Source organism: Arthrobacter sp. 9AX (genome assembly GCF_902506095.1).
Classification (GTDB): Bacteria; Actinomycetota; Actinomycetes; order Actinomycetales; family Micrococcaceae; genus Arthrobacter.
Window position 1 is genome coordinate 659164 of record NZ_LR733293.1, and the last position, 20578, is coordinate 679741.

At 67.2% G+C, this 20578-nt stretch carries 23 protein-coding genes; 16 read left to right on the forward strand and 7 right to left on the reverse strand.

All coding sequences use genetic code 11. The annotated features are described in order from the left end of the window. Positions 1 to 101 precede the first annotated feature (101 nt). Positions 102 to 359 carry a DUF6458 family protein gene (locus tag BACI348_RS03030; RefSeq protein ID WP_159823895.1) on the reverse strand — a complete coding sequence of 86 codons (258 nt, stop codon included), beginning with the start codon at positions 357 to 359 and terminating at the stop codon, positions 102 to 104. 255 nt (positions 360 to 614) lie between these two features. On the opposite strand from BACI348_RS03030, the gene BACI348_RS03035 reads away from it, so the two are divergent. The 3 genes from BACI348_RS03035 (at position 615) to BACI348_RS03045 (ending at position 4961) form a co-directional block, all read left to right on the forward strand. Then, the gene (locus BACI348_RS03035) at positions 615 to 1253 is read left to right on the forward strand and encodes an alpha/beta hydrolase (protein ID WP_159823896.1); all 639 of its coding nucleotides are present in this window, start codon (positions 615 to 617) and stop codon (positions 1251 to 1253) included. Between the two features lie 444 nt (positions 1254 to 1697). Beyond that, positions 1698 to 2447, forward strand: a complete 750-nt coding sequence (locus BACI348_RS03040; protein ID WP_159823897.1) for an HAD family hydrolase — start codon at positions 1698 to 1700, stop codon at positions 2445 to 2447. A 147-nt stretch (positions 2448 to 2594) separates the two neighbouring features. After that, a complete protein-coding gene (locus BACI348_RS03045; protein ID WP_159823898.1) occupies positions 2595 to 4961 on the forward strand; it encodes a glycoside hydrolase family 65 protein in 2367 nt (788 codons plus the stop codon). On the opposite strand, the gene BACI348_RS03050 is transcribed toward BACI348_RS03045, so the two are convergent. Continuing rightward, on the reverse strand, positions 4958 to 6310 hold the full coding sequence (locus BACI348_RS03050) for an MFS transporter (protein WP_159823899.1): 1353 nt from the start codon (positions 6308 to 6310) through the stop codon (positions 4958 to 4960). The two genes, BACI348_RS03045 and BACI348_RS03050, sit on opposite strands and share 4 nt — an antisense overlap. 156 nt (positions 6311 to 6466) lie before the next feature. Between BACI348_RS03050 and BACI348_RS03055 the strand changes: the two genes are divergently transcribed. Further along, complete coding sequence (locus tag BACI348_RS03055) at positions 6467 to 7276, forward strand: hypothetical protein (protein WP_159823900.1); 810 nt, start codon at positions 6467 to 6469, stop codon at positions 7274 to 7276. Beyond that, a complete protein-coding gene (locus BACI348_RS03060) occupies positions 7260 to 8009 on the forward strand; it encodes a LamB/YcsF family protein (RefSeq protein WP_159823901.1) in 750 nt (249 codons plus the stop codon). Before BACI348_RS03055 ends, BACI348_RS03060 begins: the two co-directional genes overlap by 17 nt. 128 nt (positions 8010 to 8137) lie before the next feature. Here BACI348_RS03060 and BACI348_RS03065 read toward each other — a convergent pair whose 3' ends face one another. Beyond that, entirely contained in the window at positions 8138 to 9487 is a 1350-nt protein-coding gene (locus BACI348_RS03065; protein WP_159823902.1) for a DUF445 domain-containing protein, read from the reverse strand. A 49-nt stretch (positions 9488 to 9536) separates the two neighbouring features. Between BACI348_RS03065 and BACI348_RS03070 the strand changes: the two genes are divergently transcribed. The 5 genes from BACI348_RS03070 (at position 9537) to BACI348_RS03090 (ending at position 13437) form a co-directional block, all read left to right on the forward strand. Beyond that, positions 9537 to 10436: a glycerophosphodiester phosphodiesterase gene (locus tag BACI348_RS03070; RefSeq protein ID WP_159823903.1), complete on the forward strand. Its 900-nt coding sequence runs from the start codon at positions 9537 to 9539 to the stop codon at positions 10434 to 10436. Between the two features lie 8 nt (positions 10437 to 10444). Then, positions 10445 to 11857, forward strand: a complete 1413-nt coding sequence (locus tag BACI348_RS03075; protein WP_159823904.1) for a CoA transferase — start codon at positions 10445 to 10447, stop codon at positions 11855 to 11857. Positions 11858 to 11933: 76 nt separating this feature from the next. After that, positions 11934 to 12398 carry a DoxX family protein gene (locus BACI348_RS03080; RefSeq protein WP_159823905.1) on the forward strand — a complete coding sequence of 155 codons (465 nt, stop codon included), beginning with the start codon at positions 11934 to 11936 and terminating at the stop codon, positions 12396 to 12398. After that, on the forward strand, positions 12395 to 13129 hold the full coding sequence (locus BACI348_RS03085) for an AzlC family ABC transporter permease (RefSeq protein WP_236557390.1): 735 nt from the start codon (positions 12395 to 12397) through the stop codon (positions 13127 to 13129). The genes BACI348_RS03080 and BACI348_RS03085 overlap by 4 nt, the downstream gene beginning before the upstream one ends. Beyond that, positions 13126 to 13437 (forward strand): AzlD domain-containing protein, encoded by a 312-nt coding sequence (locus BACI348_RS03090; protein WP_159823906.1) that lies wholly within the window; start codon positions 13126 to 13128, stop codon positions 13435 to 13437. The genes BACI348_RS03085 and BACI348_RS03090 overlap by 4 nt, the downstream gene beginning before the upstream one ends. 376 nt (positions 13438 to 13813) lie before the next feature. On the opposite strand, the gene BACI348_RS03095 is transcribed toward BACI348_RS03090, so the two are convergent. Next, positions 13814 to 14035 (reverse strand): hypothetical protein, encoded by a 222-nt coding sequence (locus tag BACI348_RS03095; protein ID WP_159829731.1) that lies wholly within the window; start codon positions 14033 to 14035, stop codon positions 13814 to 13816. A gap of 198 nt (positions 14036 to 14233) precedes the next feature. Continuing rightward, positions 14234 to 14854 carry a TetR/AcrR family transcriptional regulator gene (locus BACI348_RS03100; RefSeq protein ID WP_159823907.1) on the reverse strand — a complete coding sequence of 207 codons (621 nt, stop codon included), beginning with the start codon at positions 14852 to 14854 and terminating at the stop codon, positions 14234 to 14236. 121 nt (positions 14855 to 14975) lie between these two features. Between BACI348_RS03100 and BACI348_RS03105 the strand changes: the two genes are divergently transcribed. The 6 genes from BACI348_RS03105 to BACI348_RS03130 all read left to right on the forward strand — a co-directional run bounded on the left by BACI348_RS03105 (position 14976) and on the right by BACI348_RS03130 (position 19917). After that, positions 14976 to 15302 (forward strand): thiamine-binding protein, encoded by a 327-nt coding sequence (locus BACI348_RS03105; protein WP_159823908.1) that lies wholly within the window; start codon positions 14976 to 14978, stop codon positions 15300 to 15302. Positions 15303 to 15398: 96 nt separating this feature from the next. After that, positions 15399 to 16076 (forward strand): O-methyltransferase, encoded by a 678-nt coding sequence (locus BACI348_RS03110; RefSeq protein ID WP_159823909.1) that lies wholly within the window; start codon positions 15399 to 15401, stop codon positions 16074 to 16076. A gap of 106 nt (positions 16077 to 16182) precedes the next feature. Beyond that, positions 16183 to 16662 (forward strand): Dps family protein, encoded by a 480-nt coding sequence (locus BACI348_RS03115; RefSeq protein ID WP_159829732.1) that lies wholly within the window; start codon positions 16183 to 16185, stop codon positions 16660 to 16662. A 116-nt stretch (positions 16663 to 16778) separates the two neighbouring features. Continuing rightward, positions 16779 to 17777, forward strand: a complete 999-nt coding sequence (locus BACI348_RS03120; protein WP_159829733.1) for an acyl-CoA dehydrogenase family protein — start codon at positions 16779 to 16781, stop codon at positions 17775 to 17777. Then, positions 17771 to 19180, forward strand: a complete 1410-nt coding sequence (locus BACI348_RS03125; protein WP_159823910.1) for a bifunctional PIG-L family deacetylase/class I SAM-dependent methyltransferase — start codon at positions 17771 to 17773, stop codon at positions 19178 to 19180. The genes BACI348_RS03120 and BACI348_RS03125 overlap by 7 nt, the downstream gene beginning before the upstream one ends. After that, on the forward strand, positions 19177 to 19917 hold the full coding sequence (locus BACI348_RS03130) for a glycosyltransferase family 2 protein (RefSeq protein WP_236557391.1): 741 nt from the start codon (positions 19177 to 19179) through the stop codon (positions 19915 to 19917). Before BACI348_RS03125 ends, BACI348_RS03130 begins: the two co-directional genes overlap by 4 nt. A 48-nt stretch (positions 19918 to 19965) precedes the next feature. Here BACI348_RS03130 and BACI348_RS03135 read toward each other — a convergent pair whose 3' ends face one another. Both BACI348_RS03135 and BACI348_RS03140 read right to left on the reverse strand, forming a co-directional pair. Continuing rightward, entirely contained in the window at positions 19966 to 20142 is a 177-nt protein-coding gene (locus BACI348_RS03135; RefSeq protein WP_159829735.1) for a CsbD family protein, read from the reverse strand. A 114-nt stretch (positions 20143 to 20256) separates the two neighbouring features. Further along, entirely contained in the window at positions 20257 to 20514 is a 258-nt protein-coding gene (locus BACI348_RS03140) for a hypothetical protein (RefSeq protein ID WP_159823911.1), read from the reverse strand. Positions 20515 to 20578 lie beyond the last annotated feature (64 nt).

Genomic DNA, 20578 nt, shown 5'->3' on the forward strand with positions numbered 1-20578 from the left:
GGGCGCGAATAAGCCGGGCCGGACCGTGGTGGTCCAGCCCGGCTTCCTCGGGTTCATGACAGTTCTTCCTGCCGGGGCTTTATCCCGGTTCTTCGGCCCGGCTAAAGTCCGGTGTCGCGGCTTTCGTTGCGGGTAATCCGCTCTCCGGTGTTCGGGTCCACCACTGACCGGGATTCGCTGACCCGCCGGCTGCGGCCCGGCGACGCAAGTATCAGCGAGGCGATGAGGCCGATCGCGCCTACGGCCATCAGGATGTAGCCCACCAGGGCCTGATCCACGAACGGGATCAGGCCGGGTGCGACGGCCCAGGCAAGGATGGCGCCCAGGGCGATGAGGAAGATGGAAGAGCCGATTCTCATGACTTGCTCCTTTGCCCGCTTGGTAGCGGAACTTGTAAGGCGCGGAATGATCTATTTGCTAAGCATGCTGTCCGTTAGCGTTACGCTACAGCGCGGAGTTGCCCAATTTCAATGGCTGGGAGCGGGGGTTCGACACTTTACTGGTGATACTCCTGTGATTGGCGTTGTTTCTGTTGTCCGCAAAGCGCGAGCTTGCGCTGGTGGCCCCGGCACGGCGCCCCCCGCCCAGGTGTCCTGCCTCGCTAGGCTGAACCGATGGAAACAGTTGTGTGGTCGAAGCCGGAGGCCGAGCGGGCAGGCACTCCGCTGCTGGTGATGATGCATGGCTACGGCACGGATGAATCCCGGATGGTTCGTCTGTTCGAGTATCTGCCGGCACAGTTCACCTGCGCGGCGCTGCGGGCTCCCATGGATATCGGCGACCACTACGGCTGGTTCCTGCTGAACTATTTCCTTGCCAACGACTTCGCCGATGTCGTCAAGGCCGCCAACGCCGTCCAGACCTGGATCAACAGCGTCAAGGGCCAGCACAGCAGCGTGAGCCTGCTCGGATACTCGCAGGGAATGGCGATGGCCAGCACGCTTCTCCGCCTGCACCCCAAGGACTATGCCGCCGTTGTGGGACTGTCCGGTTTTGTGCTCGACAACGAACTCCTGTCCCTCACGGAGTCCTTCGATACGCCCCCGCCCTTCTTCTGGGGGCGGGACAAGGCGGACCTCGTCATCAACGAGGACGCGGTGGCATATACCGAGGAGTGGCTGCAGCGAAACACGCTCCTGACCGCCAGAACCTATCCCGGCATGGGCCACGCGATGTCCAAGACCGAGATGGTGGACGTCAGCGCCTTCCTCCGTCATTACGTGCTGGGTGCCAACGGGTCCGTCGGCACCTAGCACTCAAGCGGCTCCAATGGCGAGACGTGCGTCACAAAAGCGGCCATGGAAAAAACAATTGCCAGCCAAATTTGTAAGCGCTTACACTCGACTTCGGCCGCTCGTGCGGCCCTGAACTGGACGAACAAGGAGAACGGTGCGGTGCGGACGCTGTGCAGCAGTCAGCCATGGCGCTTCGCCGCCGGCTCCTGCGCCGGTCACCCCACCCTGATCCGGGCTTCCGGGGCAGTGCCGGAGGCCCGCCCAGTTTGTCCGGCACCCTGGGACAGGCTCATGATGGTAGGGACAGATGGATCAGCAAGGCCCCGGGCAGGACAACACCGCTCCGCACATAGCGCCGGCCGCCCGCCGCACTTGCAGATGATCCCGGGCGCCGAAGCCACCACCCCAGAAGCAACCCCGCCTTCGAGGCTGCCCGCCGTCTGAAAGGACACCGCACCACGCATGAGTGAAAAAACAGCAACAGACCATCCAGTCAACAGCCTCACCGCCTGGACGGGTGCCTCGGCCATCCTCTTTGACCTGGACGGCGTACTGACGCCTACCGCAACGGTGCACGAGCAGGCCTGGCAGGAGCTGTTCGACGGTTACCTCTCCTCCCGGCCGGGTGTCGCCGGCTACAGGGAAAGCGACTACTTCGACCACATCGACGGCAAGCCGCGCTTTGACGGCGTCCGCGATTTCCTTGCCTCGCGCGGAATCGTTCTCCCTGAAGGACCCACCGACGACGACCCCGCGAACACCACCGTCCAGGGCTTGGGCAACCGGAAGAACGGGATCTTCAACGACATCGTCAGTGCGGGCGTGGAACCGTTCGACGGCTCTGTCCGCTTCCTGGAAGCCGCGCTGGCCCGCGGACTGAAGGTCGCCGTCGTCTCCTCCTCACGCAACGCCCCCGCAGTCCTGGAAGCAGCAGGACTCAGCCACCACTTCACCGTGGTGGTGGACGGCGTGGTGGCAGCGCGGGAAGGCCTTCCGGGCAAGCCCAGCCCCCACACGTACCAGTACGCCGCCCAACTGCTGGAGCTCCCCAGCACGGAGTGCGTGGTGGTGGAGGACGCCGTCTCCGGTGTCCAGGCAGGACAGGCAGGTTCGTTCCACTCGGTGATCGGAGTGGACCGCGGCGCCGGACGGCAAACCCTGCTGGACGCCGGGGCAACAGTGGTGGTCAACGACCTCGACGAACTCCTCTGATCCGGCCCGGGCGCAGCCGCGTTTCCCCATCCCGGCGCCCCGACCCGACGAATCAATTAAGCAAGCAGTAAGCAGCACCCAAGCTGCCGTGCCCGCAACGGGCCAACGACAGCTGCCCCCAGCACAACGCCTAAGGACCCCAACACCATGGCTATCATCACCGCAGACCGCGAGCGGTTCCCCAACACCCCCTGGCAACTCGTCGAAACACGCCACGAGCCGGGCGCGGAAGGCACCTTGGAAACGCTCTTTGCCCTAGGCAACGGGCACCTGGGAATCCGCGGCGCCCACTGGGCGGCGGCGGACTCCGACCTGCCGGGCAGCTTCATCAACGGGTTGCACGAGATCTGGGACATCAAGCACGCCGAGAACGCGTTTGGATTCGCCCGCACCGGCCAGCGGATCCTCTACATCCCGGACGCCAACAACTTCACCGTGGTCATCGACGGCGAGTACCTCAGCCTGGCCGAATCCGAGGTGGTGGACTACCGCCGCGCTGTTGACTTCGCCACCGGCGTGTACGAATGCCGCATTACGTGGCAGTGCCGTTCCGGGGCGGTTGTCACCACCACTGAGCGCCGGGCCGTCGGGTTCGCCACCCGCGGAGCCCTCGGCATCTCCCTGGAGGTGGCCACCGACCGCGAGGTCTCGGTGGACGTCACCTCCTCTGTGATCAACCGACAGGACCAGCCGGTGGAGGACCACTCCGCCCACGACCCGCGCCGGGCAGGCCGCCACGCCGGACGCGTGCTGCTGCCGCTGCGCCTCGACGGCGGCGACGGCTCGCTGCGCCTGGCCTGGGAGGCCGCCGAATCGAAGCAGCGCGTGGGTATCGCCGTGGATCACTGGACCTCGGCGGGCCACCAGCCGTTCGACACGCTCGTGGACCAGGACGACAGCAGCGTCCGCTACGTGCTGGCGGTGGGCCCGGAGGAGCCGTTCCGTTTGGAGAAGAGCGTCAGCTACGCTGCCGGCGCCGCCATCCAGGACCCGTCCATCGACGCGGCCGCCGTGGCGGAAGAGGGCCTGCGGCCCGTCGCCGATATCTTCGCCGAAAGCGTTGAGCATTACCGCGAACACTGGGCCACCTCGGACATCGTGGTGAGCGGCGGCAAGCCCGAACTCCAGCAGGCCATCCGCTGGAACCTGTTCCAGCTCGCCCAGGCGACGGCACGCGCGGACGTGGCCGGAATCCCCGCGAAGGGCGTCACGGGCTCGGGCTACGAGGGCCATTACTTCTGGGACCAGGAGGTGTACCTCCTGCCGTACCTGACCTACACCAACCCCGTGGGTGCCCGCCGCGTCCTGGAGTTCCGCCACGCCATGCTCCCCGAAGCCAAGGTCCGGGCGAAGGAACTGAGCGTGGAAGGCGCGCTGTTCCCGTGGCGCACCATCAACGGGCTCGAAGCCAGCGCCTACTACGCTGCCGGGACCGCCCAGTTCCACATCGCCGCCGCCATCGCCTTCGCCACCAACCGGTTTGTCTGGGCTACGGGGGACGTCGAGTTCCGCGACAACATCGGGGCCGAACTGCTGATCGAAACAGCCCGGATGTGGATCTCGCTGGGCTTCTTCGGCAAGGACGGCCTGTTCCACATCCACGGCGTCACCGGCCCGGATGAATACACGGCGGTGGTCAACGACAACCTCTACACCAATGTCATGGCCCGGTTTAACCTGCGGGCCGCCGCTGCCCTGGAGCACGCCGGCATCACGTTCGAAGAGCGGCAGCTGTGGGAGGCGGCAGCAAGCCGGATGCACCTGCCGTTCGACAAGCGCATGGAGGTGTACTCACAGGACAACGACTTTATGACGCTGGAATCGTGGGACTGGAGCACGCCCCGGTCCAAGTACCCGCTGCTCCTGCACTTTCATCCGCTGGTCATCTACCGCCATCAGGTCCTGAAGCAGGCGGATACTGTCCTGGCGATGTTCCTGCAGTGGCAGGATTTCACGGCAGAGGAAAAACACCATGCCTTCGACTTCTACGATCCGCTGACCACCGGGGATTCAACGCTGTCCGCCTGCGTGCAGGGGATCATGGCTGCGGAGGTGGGGTACTCCCGCGAAGCGCTGGAGCACTTCACCAACGCCGTGTTCATCGACCTGGATGACACGCACGGCAACACCATCGACGGTGTGCACATCGCGTCCACCGGCGGCGTGTGGAGCTCCCTGGTGTGCGGCTTCGCGGGCATGCGGGACCAGGGTCCTGTTCCGTACTTTGATCCGCGGCTTCCTGCCGAGTGGGAGGGGCTGGCCTTCCACCTCAAGATCCGCGGACGCCTGCTGCTGGTCCAGCTCGATGCCGGCAGCATCACCCTGACCATCCAGGACGGCGCCCCCCTCGAGGTGGACGTCCGCGGTGAGCTGTTCAGCGTAGGGGCCGAGCCTGTCCGGGTGGCCCTTGCGCACGTCCCCGTGCCGGAGTCCACGGTGTTCCCGAGCGGACATCCGACGGCGAGCCTTCCGATAGTGCGCGGGGCCGGCGAGGTGCCGCTCCCGGCAGCTTAGTCTCCGCCCGTCGTCGTCCGTTCCGCCTCAGGTGACGTGCCTTCGGGTGGCGCGCCCTCAGGCGACCGGTCCCCAGGTGACCGGTCGAGCGGGTGGGCCAGTTCGTCGTCGGACATCCGTGCCACCATCATGGCGATGACCGCCATGATGGGGCACACGCCCCCGGCCACCACAAAGATCAGCCAGATGGGAAGGACCTCGGCGGCGGGCCCGGCCAGGGCCATGGACACCGGCATCAGGGCGAGCGAGACAAAAAAATCCAGGCTCGACACGCGGCCCAGGAGATGGGACGGGACGCGCCGCTGGAGCAGGGTGCCCCAGATAACCATGCCCACGCTGCCCGTGGCACCGAAGATGAACAGTGCCGCCGCGATGGTCCAGAAGTTGTCCATGAATCCGACGGCGGCGAGCGGCAGGCTGCCCGCGCCCCAGGAGACCATCATCACCGTGAGGTAGCGCCGGGGCAGCCGCAGTGAGGCCGTGAGCAGCGATCCGAGGGCCGCACCCACGCCCATCACGGCGAGCAGGAAGCCGAACACGCTGGAATCCCCGCCCAGCTGGTCGCGGACAACGAACGGCAGCAGCACCTCGATGGGGCCGATCAGGAAGAGCACCGAAATGCACGCCCAGATCAGGGTCCAGAGCAGCCACGGGGTCCGCAGGGTGTAGCTGACACCTTCGCGCAGGTCGTGGAGCAAGGACGTTTTGCCGCGGCCACTGCCAGCGCCGTCCTCCGCGCCGTTGACCGGCGCAGCCAGCGCGTGCCGGCCCAGGAAGTTCAGGACGATGAAGGCCGAAAGGTGGCACAGCGCCACGGCCGTTACCGCGTGCGACGGCGAAAGGGCAGCCACCACGACACCTGCCACTGCCGGCCCGGCCGCCTGCTGGAGCACCGGCCGCATGGATCCCTCCATCCCGTTCGCGGCAAGCAGGTCCTCGGCGGGAAGGATGCGCGGCAGGATCGCGGAGTAGGCGGGGAAGAAGAATGCGGCGCCGACCCCCAGCACAAAGGCACCCGCGGCCACATGCCAGAGCTGCAGCCAGCCCGCCAGGGCAAGTCCGCTGATGGCGGCGATGACCGCGAGGTTGGCGCCCTCCACAGCGATGATCAGGCGGCGTTGCGGAATGCGGTCCGCGGCGATGCCGCCGGCCAGCACAAAGGCCACCAGGCCCACACTACCGGCAGCGGCCACGAGGGACAGCTCCAGCGGCCCGCCACCGAGGTGGATCACCTGGTAAACCATGGCGACGGCCCACATGCCGGAACCGAAGATGGAGATGGCCAGTGCGGAAATCAGTACCCGGTACTCACGGTGGACAAAGGGCCGCAAGGCTTTGGGGGCGGGCATAGGGTAAGTCTAGGCTTTGGGGCAGACGGCAGGGTACGCAGGCCGCCTGCTGCCGGAGCCGACTGGGGCGGCGGCCATGCCGTGGCCTAATGTTAAGCAAGCTTAGTATTAGGAGAGCCGCAACCACCGCGGCCGGTGAGAGCAACAGAGGTGACCATGGCCAGGCGCAGCAATCCCGCAGTACGAATCGCAACCGAAACCGCCCACAATGCAGTGTTCGATGCCGACGGCAAGCCCAAGCCCGGCGTCCACAACATGCTCCTCAAAGCAGTGGAAATCCAGCGCCCGCTGGTGCTGGCGTACATCCGCCGGCTGCAGAAAAAGCACCCCCGTGCCACGGCCTCCCAGTTGGCAGACATCCTCGAGCGCGACTACCTGCGTGCCGTCACCGGCGGCGGCGCAATAGTGGGCGCCACCGCCGTCGTCCCGGGTGTGGGTACGATGGCGTCGCTCGGCCTGTCCGCAGCGGCCACCGTGGGGTTCCTCGAGGCGACTGCCCTCTATGCCACCTCCCTCGCGGAACTGCACGGCATCCGGCTCACCAACCCGGAGAAGGCCAGCACCATGGTGATGGCCATCATGCTCGGCGAGGAGGGAACGGCACTGCTGGGAACGCTCAGCGGCCAGGCGGCCGGAAACGGCATGAACACCACCCGGGCCTGGGGTAACGTGCTGTCCAAATCCATGCCCGTTCCAGGGTTCGGCTCGGTGAAGAACCGGATCCAGAAAGCCTTCCTCAAGAACCTCCTCAAACGGCAGGGGACTGCGCTGTTCGGGCGGGCGCTGCCGTTCGGCATCGGTGCCGTAGTGGGCGGAGCCGGTAACCTCATGATGGGCCGGGCAGTGGTGTCGAACGCGAAGGAAGCGTTTGGCCCCATGCCGGACACCATCCCCGGTGAGCTCAACGCCGCCGCGGCACCGGACCACCTGACGCTGGAAGGCAACAAATTTGGATCTCAACGCTGACCTCGGCGAATCATTCGGCTCCTGGACCATGGGGGAGGACACCGCGATGTTCCAGCTGGTCACCAGCGCCAACGTTGCCTGCGGATTCCACGCCGGCGATCCCGTCACCATGCTGGACAGCTGCCGTGCGGCGTACGAACTGGATGTCACCGTCGGCGCGCACGTGGGGTACCGCGATCTCGCTGGCTTCGGCCGCCGCTCGCTGGACATGTCCTTCGATGAGCTGTTCGGCGATGTGCTCTACCAGTTGGGTGCGCTCGACGGCGTAGCGCACGCTGTGGGTGCCTCCGTGGACTACGTGAAGCCGCACGGGGCGCTCTACAACCGGCTGGTCCACGACGCAGAGCAGGCTTCCGCGGTAGTGGCTGCCGTGAACTCGTACGATCCCGGCCTCCCCCTCCTGGGCCTGCCCGGGTCTGAGCTGTTGAAGCAGGCGGAAGAAGCCGGGCATCCGGTGTTCATCGAGGCCTTCGTGGACCGTGCCTACCAGGCTGACGGTACCTTGGTGCCGCGCTCGCAGGAGGGCGCCGTCCTGCACGACGTCGACGCGATCGTCGAGCGGGCCGTGCGCCTTGCCACCAAGGGCGAAGTGGTGGCCCTGGACGGGAGCGTGGTGAAGGTGCAGCCGGACTCGCTGTGCATCCACGGCGACACCCCGGGGGCAGTCCAGATGGCGGCCGCGGTCCGTGCCGGGCTGGAAGCCGCCGGGGTTGAGCTGGAAGCGTTCGCCTAACGCGGGAGGCCTGTTTCGACGCGCTGATCCGACGGCGCTGCGCAGCTTCGACGGCGCGCCCCGGATACCCGGTGCGCGCAGGAATTTGCGCGTCGCCAGCACCTTTGCGCGTCGCCACGGCGGTGGCATCAGCCAAATATCAGGTGCGCCACCGTAAAGATCGCCAGGCCGGCCAAGGAACCCACCACAGTGCCGTTGATTCGGATGAACTGCAGGTCCTTGCCCACCTGCAGCTCGATCTTCTGCGAGGTTTCCTCGGCATCCCAGCGGGCCACGGTATCGGTGATCACACCGGCGATGTCCGAGCGGTAGGTCCGCACCAGGTAACCCGCGGCGTCACCGATCCAGGCGTTCACCTTCCCGGCGAGCTCGGGGTCGTTGACCAGCCGGGAGCCGAAGTCGCGGACGGCCGCCTTGAACTTGATGGTCAGGTCGCTGTCGGGATCGTCCACCGCGCCCAGCAGGGCGTTCTTCACCGTGCCCCAGGTGCGGGAGGCGAGCTCGCGGACCTCCGGGTCGCCCAGGACCTGTGCCTTGATGTCTTCCGCCCGGGCGATCATGGCGGGGTCGTGCTGCAGGTCCTGCGCCAGGTCGTTCAGGTACTTGTCGATGGACTGCCGGACCTGGTGGTTGGGATCCGCCTGGACGGCGCGCACGAACTTCAGGATTTCCACGTACACCTTGTCGCCCACCAGGCCGTCCACAAACTGCGGGACCCAGGTGGGGGAGCGGTCCGAAACCAGCCGGGAGACGGTCTCATGGTTGTCGTCCACCCAGTCCGCGGCGCGGTCCACGAGCAGGTCCACCAGCTTGTGGTGGTGCCCGTCGTGGAAAATCCGCTCGGCGAGCCTGCCCACGGGCGGTCCCCAGGGCGGAGCCACCAGGTGCTTACGGACCATGCCCTCGATCACTGCCTGGACGTCGTCGTCATTGAGGACCTTGAACGCGCCGCGGATCACCGCTGCGCCTTCCTTGGCTACCCGGTTGGCGCCGCCCGGCGTTGCCAGCCACTCGCCGGCCCGGCGGGCGATGTTCACGCTTGCCAGTTTGTCCTGCACCACCTGCTCGGACAGGAAATTCGTCTCCACGAACTCGCCCAGCGAGGCGCCGATCTGGTCCTTGCGGCGCGGAATGATGGCCGTGTGCGGAATCTTGATCCCCATGGGGTACTTGAACAGCGCGGTGACGGCGAACCAGTCGGCGAGCGCGCCCACCATGCCGCCCTCGGCCGCAGCGCGCACGTACTGGAGCCACGGGTACTCCTTCTGCAGGGCGAAGGCGAACACAAAAATCACGGCCATGGCGATCAGCAGCCCGAGCGCCACCAGCTTCATTTTCCGCAGCGCTGCCGCCTTTTCGGCGTCACCGGCAGAAAGTTGCTGGCGTACGACGGCGGCACGCGCCCGGGTGCCCGGCTGTCCGGCCGGTGCGGGCCTGGTGGGTGCTTCGCGGGTAGTTGGCTCAGAATTCACCTGCATGTGCCAAGCCTAGCCCTGCAGTCCGGGCCGGGTCGGCTACCGTGTCTGCATGACTAGTGACGAGTCAATGCCGCAGCGGCCGTTGGTCTTCGCCCACCGGGGTTCGAGCGCCGCCTTCGCCGAACACACCCGCGCAGCCTACCTGCAGGCGCTGGCGGACGGGGCGGACGGCGTGGAGTGCGATGTCCATCTCACCCGCGACCAGCACGTGGTCCTCCTGCACGACGCCAACCTGGACCGGACATCCGACGGGACCGGGCCGGTGGCGGAGCGGACGCTGCGCGAGCTCCGCCGGCTGGATTTCTCGTCCTGGAAGGGTGTGCGGATCCCCGAAACCTACGGGGCCCGCTCGGAACAGTTTTTGACCCTGCCGGAACTGCTCGGGATCCTCCGCGGTGCCGGCCGCCCGGTGCGGCTCGCCATCGAACTGAAGCATCCCAGCCCGTACCAGCTCAAGCTGGAGGACCGGGTGCTGGAGGTCCTGCTGGCGGAGGGCTGGGAGGCGGGCAGCTCTTCACTGGACAGCGTGTCCGTGACCTTCATGAGCTTCAGCCCCGAAGCCGTACGCCGGCTGCTGCGCTCCGTTCCCGCGGAGTACGTCTGCCAGTTGGTGGACGATGTGGACGTGCGGGAACTCCGTGAGGAACTGGGCCTGGGGCTGATCACCGGCGGCGCGATCGCCAACGTGATGAAAGCAGCCCAGCTCGAAGGGGAACGGATCCTCGACGCCGGCGAAGCCGGATTGGCGGGCCCCGGCATCGACTACATCCGCAGGCATCCGGGCACCGTCCTGCGGTGGCTGGAGCGCGGGCGGCGATTCCGGGTGTGGACGGTGGACACTGACCAGGATGTGTCCCTGTGCCAGGGCCTGGGCATCCACGAGATCACCACCAACGTGCCCGCCCGCGTGCTGGGCCAGCTGGAAATGGCCTCGCCGCAGGGAAGATAGGAAGGCATATGTCCGCGCAAGCTGCCGACGCCGTTCCCGCGCTGTTCCGCTCCCTGGAACCGGTGGTCAGGGACGCCGGCCTGGTGATGACCGGGCCGCCCGCACCCTGGTCCGGTCCCCGCCGGTGGTGGGGCGGCCCGCTGGATGTGGAAGGCCTGGCCCTGGGATCCGTAGGCGCCGCCGCTGCAGCGCTGAACGTCCTGACGGGTCTGCCGGGCCGGTTCGCCACCACCTCGGCACTGGCCGCGGCAGCCTTCGATTCCTTCACGCACCTGCGGATTGACGGGCGGGCCATCCAGGGTTTCGCACCGTTGTCCGGTTTCCGGCGCACCCGCGACGGGTGGATCCGGCTCCATGCCAACTACCCGCACCATGAGCAGCGGCTGATGCAGGCGCTTGGCACCACCACGGCAGAGGGTGTAGCCGCGGCGCTTACCGCCATGACAGCCCTCGAAGCGGAAACGGTGATCCAGGCGCGGGGAGGAGTTGCAGCTGCCGTCCGGAGCCGCAGCGAATGGCTGAGCTCCGGAATGGGCAGCGCTGCCCGTACGGGGCCCTGGATTGCACTGGACCTTGCGGCAGGGAAACCCCCAGGATCCCGGCAGTTGCGCCTGTCCGGTGACCACCCCCTCCGGCCCCTGGCCGGCGTGCGGGTCCTGGACCTGACCCGCGTTATTGCCGGTCCAGTGGCCACCCGGCTGCTGGCGGCACTGGGCGCCGACGTCCTCCGGATTGATCCGCCGCGGCTTCCCGAAATCATGGATCAGTTCGTGGACACCGGGTTCGGCAAGAGAAGTGCGGAAGCGGACCTCGGAACCCCCCAAAACCTGCATGTGCTGCAAGAGCTCCTGGCCACAGCCGATGTGATCATCACCGGCTACCGCAGCGGGTCCCTGCGCCGCTTCGGGCTGGAACCGGAGGTGCTGCTGGCGGCCCGGCCGGAGCTGGTGGTGGTCACGCTGGACGCCTGGGCCAGCGCCGGACCCTGGAGCGGCCGGCGCGGCTTCGACAGCATCGTCCAGGCGGCCACGGGAATCGCCCACCTTTACGGCAAGGACAATCACGACGGCGGCTGGCGGCCTGGTGCGCTTCCCGTCCAGGCCCTGGACCACGCCACCGGCTACGGCGTGGCCGCCGCCGCGATCACCCTCCTCGCCCGGCGCCGGCAGGCAGGGCCCGGTGGATCGGCCCGGCTGTCCCTGGTCCGCGCCGCCGAGGAGCTCTTCGCCCTCCCCGTCGGGGACGGCGTAGTGCACCCCGGACGGCCCGCACCCGAACTCCCCGCACCCCCACTGCGGACCATGGCAAGCACCTTCGGGGAGCTGCGCTACGTGGGGCCGCCCCTCCTGGTGGACGGACACCCGCTGGACTACACCAGCCCGCCGCCACCGTACGGAACCTCCGGGCTCGCCTGGGCCTGACGGTTTCAACGAACACAACACGATTCAGGAGCCCACCCGGTTTAAGCGCCCGCCGAGCTTGTGATTGAGTGGAGGCATGCCTTTTCCCCGGTCCGGGCGGGCCCTTCAGAGCCTGTCCGCTGCAGCCATGAGCACCCTGCTGCTGGCCAGCGCCATGAAACATTTCCGCGACCCCGGCTTCTACCGCCAGGTGGTGCCCGGGTACCTCTGCCTGGAGGACAGCCGCGGCGGTACGCAACCGGACCGTCGTCGGCCGCTCGCCGTGATGACCAAGGACGAATGGATCGCCGTGAGCGGGCTGCTGGAGCTGGCGGCCGCCGTCGGAATCCTCGTCCCACCGGCACGCAGGGCAACCGCCACCGCCCTCACTGCCATGTACGCCGTCTTCCTTGCCGGGCACGTCGATGCCCTCCGGAATGCCTACGGACCGGACGGAACCCCTGTGCTGCGCTTGGTGCACAGCCTGCGGCTGCCGCTCCAGGCGCCGCTTATCGTCTGGGCCTGGAGCCTGCGCAAGCCCCTGCCGGGGGCACACACGTGAAGAAGCTGCTGTCGTCCCCTGCCGTTCGGGTGGGACTCTCCATCAGTGTGGCCACAGGATTGTACGGTGTGTCTTTCGGTGCCTTGTCCGTGACCTCCGGACTGGACTTCTGGCAGACCATGGCGCTGAGCCTGCTGCTGTTCAGCGGCGGCTCCCAGTTCGCGTTCATCGGCGTGGTGGGAGGGGGCGGGTCAGGCATAGCGGCCATGAGCGCGGCCACCCTGTTGGGCATGCGCAACGGAATCTACGGGATGCAGCTCAACGCTCTGCTGCACCCCACCGGGTGGCGCAAGTACGTCGCCGCGCAGGTGACCATCGATGAATCCACCGCCACCAGCACCGGCCAGACCGATCCTGCCGAGCAGCGCCGGGGCTTCTGGGCGGCGGGCCTCGGCATCTACGTGCTCTGGAACCTCTTCACTGCCGTGGGCGCACTGGCTGGCAGCGGCCTGGGCGACCCGAAGCAGTGGGGGCTCGACGGCGCGGCGGTGGCTGCTTTCCTGGCATTGCTCTGGCCCCGGCTCAAGGGCCGTGAACCGGTGGCCATCGCGGTGGTGTGCGCCGTGGCCACCGTGGTGGCGGTGCCGTTTGTCCCGGCGGGCGTGCCCATCCTGGTGGCAGCAGTCGTGGCGGCGGCGATCGGCTGGTTCAGCCACGGCCGGAGCGACGAGGGCATGGAGCCTGACGTTGAGCCATACCGGGAGCACCACCACCGTGGGGCGGAGACATGAGCCTCTGGATCTGGCTGCTGATGGCCTGTGCGTTCGCCTACGCCTGGAAGCTGGTGGGCTACTTTGTCCCGGCAAAGCTCCTTGAGAACCCCCGCATGTCCCGGGTGGCAGGCACGATGACCATCGGGTTGCTGGCGTCCCTCACCGTGGTGAACGCTGTGGCGTCCGGGCAGTCGCTGGCGGCCGACGCCCGCCTGGGCGCGCTTTTCGCTGCAGCCGTTGCGCTGGCGCTGCGTGCACCGTTCCTTGTGGTTGTGGTGGTGGGTGCGGCCACCGCCGCCGTGCTGAGGATGCTCGGCTGGAACTGAGTGGCCGGCAATAAAGTGATGCGGGTCTCTCCCATTGCTACTGGTGAGTTGTACTATAAAAGCGGCTATGCAGTTGGCCGCGAACGATTCTTATGAATGGCGACGATGGACAATCAACTGCGCGCAGCCGGGGAAAGAGCGGGGCGGCACTTCTTCCACAAAAATGCCCGACGCCGTGCCGGGCTCCCAGCCAAACGTTTCTTCCGGCGATTTGCGCGTTTATCCGACGTCCCCGCCGAGGACCTGGCAACCCTGTCAGAGAGCCTGAACAGGGCCATGGAGCTTGATCCGGCGTCCCAGGTTCCGGCGCTGCAGGCCTTGGTCCGAGAGGAGATGCGCGCCCGGAAAGCCGCGGCAGGGGAGTAGCGGCAACTCGTCAGGCTACTCCGTGTGCAGCACTGGTTGGATTTGTACGGCGCGAGCTTTCTTCCACAGCCATTTCGTACCAGGCCTGCGCGCCGAACTCCGGTTCCGGTGTATCCAGGTTCTGGAACAGGGCATCCAGCAGTTTTGCCAGTTCCTCCGCCGGGAGGGTGCGAAGGACTTCTTCCGGGCCGCGCGGATCGTTGAGGTAGTGCAGGAGCAGGGAACTGTTCATCACGGTGCCGCCGGCCGGAGGTGAAGGAACTGGGTCATGGGTCGCTCCGTCGGGTAAGAACAGGGGGCTGGCTGCGTAACCCACTTGAAGTGTATTGCACCCGCTGGACGCCCACAATGGTGGGAAACCCCGCCGGAATCAGGCCCCCGCGCCCATCCCGGAGCGGCAGTCAGGCCTTGGCTGCCCGGTTTAAGGCCCTTAGGGGAGGGGCGCGGCGGGCACCGGTACATGGACGGGAAGCGGGCGGCCGGGGCGGACCGTCCTGATGGCGTCCTCCACCAGCGCCAAGGGCCTGCGCCAGGCATCGGACCCGGGTTCCATGGTGTCCACCACCCCGATGAGCATCGCCAGCAGCCGGAACATGTCCGTCATGGAGATGTCCTCGCGCAGGCTTCCCTGGCCCTGTCCGCGCACCAGCAGCACACTGATCGATTCCATCAGGGAACCCGTAATACCGGTAAGCAACTCCCGGCGGCCGGCAACAGCCCCGAGGAGGTTGGCGTCGTCACTGGCTGCCGTCATCAGAGCCTCCATGACCCGCAGGAGTCCGGCAGCGGCATCGATGTCCGCCAGGGCTCCGTCCACTACGGGGTCCACGGTGAGCCGGAGCTGCCGGTTGAGGGCGGCAAGGACCAGTTCCTCCTTGTCCGAAAAGTTCCGGAACAGGGTGGCCGGGCCCACCCCGGCAGTTGCCGCGATGGTCTGGAGGGGAACTTCCGGGCCGAACTCGCGGAAGCACTGCCGGGCAGCCGTGATGATCTTGTCCACGTTCCGCGCTGCGTCGGCGCGGAGGGGCTTGCGGGCGACTGCGAGGCTCATGCCAAAAGGTTAGCAATCGAGGTCCTGCCGATCACCGTTACTGGGGGGTAGGGGGTTTTGTGACGGCGGGAACGGTGCGTTCCGCCTTCGTCCCGCATCCCCGCCATGGCACACTGGCCCTATGCTGCTTGCCTTTTCTGTTGCCCCCTCAGGTACCCCCGCTGAAGGTTCCCGGCCCGCTGATGCGTCAGTTCACGACGCCGTCGCCGCCGCGGTGAAAATCGTCCGCGAATCGGGCCTGCCCAACACAACGGATTCGATGTTCACCACCATCGAGGGAGAGTGGGATGAAGTTTTCGACGTCGTCCGGCGGGCCACCGAGGCGGTGGGGCGCTACGGCAGCCGCGTCTCCCTGGTGATCAAGGCTGACATCCGGCCCGGGTATTCCGGTGAGCTTACCGCCAAGGTGGACCGCCTGGAAGAAGCACTGGCCGATAGCGGTTCCTGAACGGTTTCCGCCCCGGCGGCCGGGTGCCTGGCAGCGCGACTTTCGCGGGGACCTTGTTCTCTGGACCCGCGCGGAGCCCCGTGCCAGACTGTGCCCATGTTTGAGCACAAGCCCCGGCCGGAGTGGATCGCCACCGAGAAGTTCCTGTCCGACATCGTGGTCCATCCTGATCCGGCGTTGCTCCGGGCAGTGCAGTCGGCGGCTGAGGCAGGCATGCCCGCCATCGAGGTGGCGCCCAATGCAGGCAAGCTCCTCAAGCTCCTTGTCCAGATTTCCGGCGCCCGGAGGGTCCTGGAAGTAGGCACGCTGGCCGGGTTCAGCACCATCTGGATGGGGCAGGGACTGCCCGACGACGGCACTTTGGTCACGTGCGAATTCCTCCCCAAGCACGCGGAAGTGGCATGGGCGAACATCGACCATGCGGGGCTGGGACAGAAGGTGGAGATCCGGCTGGGGCCCGCCCTGGACACGCTCGCGGCCTTGTGGGAAGAGGAGCGGGATCCGTTCGACTTCATTTTCATTGACGCGGACAAGGAGAACAACAGTCGCTACCTGGACTGGGCCGTCCGCCTCGGCCGCCCCGGCACAACGGTGGTCCTGGACAACACCATCTGGGAAGGTGCTGTCCTGGACCCGGACATGGACCCCGTCAACGCACCCGGAATCGTTGAGGCGCTCAAACTGCTGGGCGAGCATCCCCGGCTCGATGCCACCGTCATCCAGACCGTAGGCTCCAAGGGCTGGGACGGATTCGCGCTGGCCCGGATCAGGTAGCGCACGGCCGTGCCGATTTTCGCGCAGGCCGCCGGACTGGTAAGTATGCTTATGGAAGTGCCCCGGTTGACCGCCAGCCGGATCCGCAGCCGCAGTGGAGGAAATGATGAAAGCGTCGCCCACCCTTGCCAGTAACCTGCAGATGGTGCTCACCGACCTGATCGAACTGCACCTGCAGGGAAAGCAGGCGCACTGGAACCTTGTGGGGACCAACTTCCGCGACCTGCACCTGCAGCTGGACGAGATTATTGCCGCTGCCAGGCTGTTCGCCGACCAGGCAGCAGAGCGGATGCGGGCCCTGCACGCCCTGCCGGACGGGCGCAGCAGCACCGTCTCTTCCGGCAGCCGGCTGGAGGAGTTTCCGCGCGGGCTGGTGACCACCAAGGACACCGTCAAACTTGTCACCGCCCGGCTGGAACGGACCGTGCAGACCATGCGGGACGTCCACGACGAGGTGGACGAGGAAGACCCCACCAGCGCGGACCTGCTCCATGCCGTCATCGAGCGGCTGGAGCAGCTGGCGTGGATGGTGAATGCCGAGACGATGTCCGCTTCGGCGTCGGTCACCGAGCCGGCAGACAAATAGGCGCCGTCCGCGCTTCGCCGGGGTCAGGCGCAGAGAAGCCCGAACTCCCCGGCGAAGGGAAGCCGTGTCCTGTCAGTCTTTCTGCGGGAGCCGGACACCCGGATGCAGCGGGTGCCCTGCTTGAAGCCGTTGCCGCAGCCGCCGGGGATGTTCCTGCCCTGCTCGACCTGGCGCGTGAAGCGGGCAGAACATGGCCGCAGCCCGGCGAGGGCCGGACGGGTATCCTCTGGGAACTCCTCGCCTCGGTGGCTGCCGTTGACGTGGGGGCGGCGCGCGTTTTTGAGCCGCACCTGGATGCACTCAGCATCCTGGCCCAGGCCGGCCGCGATCCGGGCTCCGTGACAGGTGCATGGGGAGTGTTCGCCGCTGAAGGGCCAGGCGCCCGCCTCGAAGCGAAGGAAGGTGGCGCCGGCGTGACACTTCACGGCGCCAAACCGTGGTGCTCCCTTGCCCCGCTCCTGGACCACGCGGTGGTCACCGCGCACACGGACGACGGCGGCAGGGCAGCTTTCGCGGTGGACCTCCGGCACGCCGGGGTGGCGTGCGACGAACCGGCCTGGGTTGCCCGGGGCCTGCGGGAGATACCCAGCGGCACAGTGCACTTCGACGGGGTTCCCGCGGAGCCACTTCACGGCACCAACTGGTACTTCAGCCGGCCCGGCTTTGCGTGGGGCGGCATGGGCGTTGCCGCGTGCTGGCTCGGCGGTGCCGTCGGGATTGCCCGCGGCTACCGGGACTCCCTGCATTCCGGAGTGGCCGCCGGCCGCGACCCCGACCAGATCGCACTTGCAAGCCTCGGTGAGGTGGACCGGATCCTGACCTCGGGACTGCAGTACCTGGCGCAAACGGCGTCAGGGATTGATGCGGCGGGCAGGCCGCCGGCGGAGCGGACATCGGCATGGAGCGACGCGCTGCGCGTGCGCGGAACCTGTGCCGCCGCCGTCGAACGCATTTTATTCCTGGTGGGCAGCAACCGGGGACCGGGACCGCTGGCCTTCGACGAAAAATACGCCAAGCAGATGGCCGATCTTGCCCTTTACGTCCGCCAACACCACGCAATGCGCGACGACGCCCAGCTGGGCGCGCTGACCCTGAAAGGTGACGCCGGATGGTGACGTTTGCGCACACCGACGCCGGGACGGACGAATCGGACTGGGCGGCCAGCGGCCTGCCCGTCATCGCCGAGCTCCCGCTCAGCGACCAGGAGCTGGCCGCGATGAAGTTCCTGGTCCTGGCCGCCCATCCGGATGACGAAAGCCTGGGCGCCGGGGGACTGCTGGCGCGCCTGCACAGCGTCGGGGCTGAGGTCAGCGTCCTCCTGTGCACGGCCGGTGAGGCTTCCCACCCCGCCTCCCGCACCATCTCACGGGAAGACCTGGCCGCCACCCGGCTCGGGGAATTTGCGGCCGGAATGGAATGCCTGGGACTGAAGGACTGCTGGCAATACCTGCACCTGCCCGACGGCGGCCTGCAGGAGCACGCCGCGGATCTTCGCCGCCGTGTCCAGGAGGCTGCCGGCCGGCTGGGAGGCCAGCCGGGGCGGGTCGCGATTGTTGCGCCCTACCGCGCCGACGGGCATACCGACCATGAGGCCCTGGGAGCGGTGGCTGCGGACGTTGCAACCAGCGGTGGTCACGCCTTGATGGAGTACCCCATCTGGTACTGGCTGTGGGCCACGCCCGACCATCCCGCCTGGCGCGACTGGAACAGGGTGGGCCTTGAACCCCGGGAACAGCTCGCCAAGGAGCGGGCCATGCGGGCGCACATCAGCCAAACCCGGCCGCTGTCACCGCACGCGGGGGATGAGGTCCTGCTGGACGAGCCCTTCCTCCGGCACTTTTCCCGCCCCTTTGAGACGTTCGCCTGGACCGGGCCAGGCGTGTTTCCCGGGAAACGTGATGACCCGGAGGCGGGGGTTCCGCACACCAGCGGGCAGGCCGAACAGATCTTTGACGGAGTCCACGCCAGGGAACCGGACCCCTGGCAGTACACCACCAGCTGGTACGAGCGGAGGAAACGTGCGTTGACGCTGGCAGCCCTGCCGGCGGACAAGTATGCGGCAGGACTTGAAATCGGCTGCTCCATCGGAGAACTGTCGGCCGACCTGGCAGCCCAGTGCACCAACCTGCTGGCTGTGGACGCCAGCAGCACCGCGTTGCAGCGGGCAGCACAACGCCTTGCGCCTTTCCCCGGGGTTGCGCTTCGGCAGCTCACACTTCCCGGTTCCTGGCCGGGCGGAAACTATGATCTGGTGGTGCTGTCCGAAGTGGGCTACTACTTCGCACCGCGGGAGCTCGACGAGCTGCTGGACAACATCGCGGACTCCATCCTGCCCGGCGGCACGCTGCTGCTCTGCCATTGGCGGCATCCCATTTCAGGGTGGGAGCTCGATGGCGAAACAGTCCACACCATTGCCCGGAGCCGCTTGAAATGGCGGACCCATGGCCTCTACCGGGAACGCGACTTCCTGCTGGAAACGCTCATTGCGCCCGCGCAGCAAGCAGAGGCGCCACAATGACGGCGGTCCGGAACATGGCCGTCATTATGCCGGTACACAACGAGGAGGAACACCTGGAGCGCGCGGTGGGCGGGGTGGAGGCTGCCGTGGCGTCCCTCCAGCGGCTGCAGCCGGAAACCACGGTAAGGGTGCTGGTGGTCCTGGATTCCTGCATCGACTCCTCCGCTGCCATGGCCGCGCACTTCACGGCGAGGTTCAGCTGGTTCTCCGCACTCGCCGTCAGCTTCCGCAGCGTGGGAAGGAGCCGCCGCGCGGGGATCCGGGAGGTCCTGCGCCCGGCAGCGGACACACCTGGGGCTGCGGCCGGATGGTGGCTGGCCAACACTGACGCGGATTCGCTGGTGCCGCCGGACTGGCTGGTGTCCCAGGCCGCGATGGCCGCTGCCGGTGCGGACGCCGTACTGGGGTCCGTGGACATCGACCCCGTGGGGGCGGCGCCGGATTTAGTGCGCAGGTGGCAGCTGCGGCATCCGTTCCAGGAAGACCACCCACACATTTACGGGGCCAACTTTGGGATACGTGGATCGGCCTACCTGGCGGCTGGCGGGTTTCCGCGGCACCGCTCCCACGAGGACCGCGTCCTGGCGGAGCGGCTCCGGCGGATGGGCTTCAACGTCAAGGCCACGGACACCATCCGCGTGCTGACCTCAGGCAGGACCCACGCCCGCGCTCCACAGGGCCTCGGCGGGTATCTCCGGGCGCTGAGCCTGGAGGCATCGCTGGCACCGGAGACCTGAAAAGGGGGCTGCCGCGGTATCCGCGGCAGCCCCCTTTTTCAGGTCAAACTAGTCTTTCTTGAAGGCGTCCTTGATCTTCTCGCCGGCCTGCTTCAGGTCGGCCTTGGACTGGTCCACCTGGCCCTCAGTGCGCAGGCTCTCGTCGTCCGTGGCCGCCCCCGCGGCCTCTTTGGCCTTGCCGCCCAGTTTCTCGGCGGCGTTGTCGATCTTGTCATCCAAACCCATGGTGATTCTCCCTTCGGGTGGTGGCCGGCGGACGGAACTACGGCCGGTCATGCTCCCATGCTAACCACCTGACGGGTGGCTTCAACAGGTTGCCAAGGAGTGACGCAGATCCGGTCAGACCAGGTCCGGGGCGCTGGCCACGATGTAATCGGCGGCCGCGGGGCCTGTCATGGACAGGTTGTTGCTGTCGGGGTTGATTCCCCGGGCCTCGAGGGCTTCCCAGAGGGCCTCCGGGGCCAGGAGCGGGGTCTTCTGGATCAGGCACCAGCTGGTGTAAAGCCCATACAGTTCGTCGCGGCGCAGGCCCAGTCCGGGCTCCCGGTCCGCGATAAGCGCTTCGGCAATAAATTCTTCAAAATGGGTGGCAGGCATGTTAGCTCATTCGGGCTCGACCGGGGTACCGCCGTCTCTGCTTCAGCGGACCTGCCGGGCACCA

What these genes read in the sequence shown, in the direction of transcription:
- BACI348_RS03135 (WP_159829735.1), bottom strand. Translation starts at nt 20,142, where the DNA reads ATGGGTTTGGATGACAAGATCGACAACGCCGCCGAGAAACTGGGCGGC.
- BACI348_RS03140 (WP_159823911.1), bottom strand. Translation starts at nt 20,514, where the DNA reads ATGCCTGCCACCCATTTTGAAGAATTTATTGCCGAAGCGCTTATCGCG.
- BACI348_RS03065 (WP_159823902.1), bottom strand. Translation starts at nt 9,487, where the DNA reads ATGCAGGTGAATTCTGAGCCAACTACCCGCGAAGCACCCACCAGGCCC.
- BACI348_RS03130 (WP_236557391.1), top strand. Translation starts at nt 19,177, where the DNA reads ATGACGGCGGTCCGGAACATGGCCGTCATTATGCCGGTACACAACGAG.
- BACI348_RS03045 (WP_159823898.1), top strand. Translation starts at nt 2,595, where the DNA reads ATGGCTATCATCACCGCAGACCGCGAGCGGTTCCCCAACACCCCCTGG.
- BACI348_RS03080 (WP_159823905.1), top strand. Translation starts at nt 11,934, where the DNA reads ATGCCTTTTCCCCGGTCCGGGCGGGCCCTTCAGAGCCTGTCCGCTGCA.
- BACI348_RS03110 (WP_159823909.1), top strand. Translation starts at nt 15,399, where the DNA reads ATGTTTGAGCACAAGCCCCGGCCGGAGTGGATCGCCACCGAGAAGTTC.
- BACI348_RS03050 (WP_159823899.1), bottom strand. Translation starts at nt 6,310, where the DNA reads ATGCCCGCCCCCAAAGCCTTGCGGCCCTTTGTCCACCGTGAGTACCGG.
- BACI348_RS03115 (WP_159829732.1), top strand. Translation starts at nt 16,183, where the DNA reads ATGAAAGCGTCGCCCACCCTTGCCAGTAACCTGCAGATGGTGCTCACC.
- BACI348_RS03035 (WP_159823896.1), top strand. Translation starts at nt 615, where the DNA reads ATGGAAACAGTTGTGTGGTCGAAGCCGGAGGCCGAGCGGGCAGGCACT.
- BACI348_RS03125 (WP_159823910.1), top strand. Translation starts at nt 17,771, where the DNA reads ATGGTGACGTTTGCGCACACCGACGCCGGGACGGACGAATCGGACTGG.
- BACI348_RS03100 (WP_159823907.1), bottom strand. Translation starts at nt 14,854, where the DNA reads ATGAGCCTCGCAGTCGCCCGCAAGCCCCTCCGCGCCGACGCAGCGCGG.
- BACI348_RS03105 (WP_159823908.1), top strand. Translation starts at nt 14,976, where the DNA reads ATGCTGCTTGCCTTTTCTGTTGCCCCCTCAGGTACCCCCGCTGAAGGT.
- BACI348_RS03040 (WP_159823897.1), top strand. Translation starts at nt 1,698, where the DNA reads ATGAGTGAAAAAACAGCAACAGACCATCCAGTCAACAGCCTCACCGCC.
- BACI348_RS03030 (WP_159823895.1), bottom strand. Translation starts at nt 359, where the DNA reads ATGAGAATCGGCTCTTCCATCTTCCTCATCGCCCTGGGCGCCATCCTT.
- BACI348_RS03095 (WP_159829731.1), bottom strand. Translation starts at nt 14,035, where the DNA reads ATGAACAGTTCCCTGCTCCTGCACTACCTCAACGATCCGCGCGGCCCG.
- BACI348_RS03075 (WP_159823904.1), top strand. Translation starts at nt 10,445, where the DNA reads ATGTCCGCGCAAGCTGCCGACGCCGTTCCCGCGCTGTTCCGCTCCCTG.
- BACI348_RS03090 (WP_159823906.1), top strand. Translation starts at nt 13,126, where the DNA reads ATGAGCCTCTGGATCTGGCTGCTGATGGCCTGTGCGTTCGCCTACGCC.
- BACI348_RS03070 (WP_159823903.1), top strand. Translation starts at nt 9,537, where the DNA reads ATGACTAGTGACGAGTCAATGCCGCAGCGGCCGTTGGTCTTCGCCCAC.
- BACI348_RS03055 (WP_159823900.1), top strand. Translation starts at nt 6,467, where the DNA reads ATGGCCAGGCGCAGCAATCCCGCAGTACGAATCGCAACCGAAACCGCC.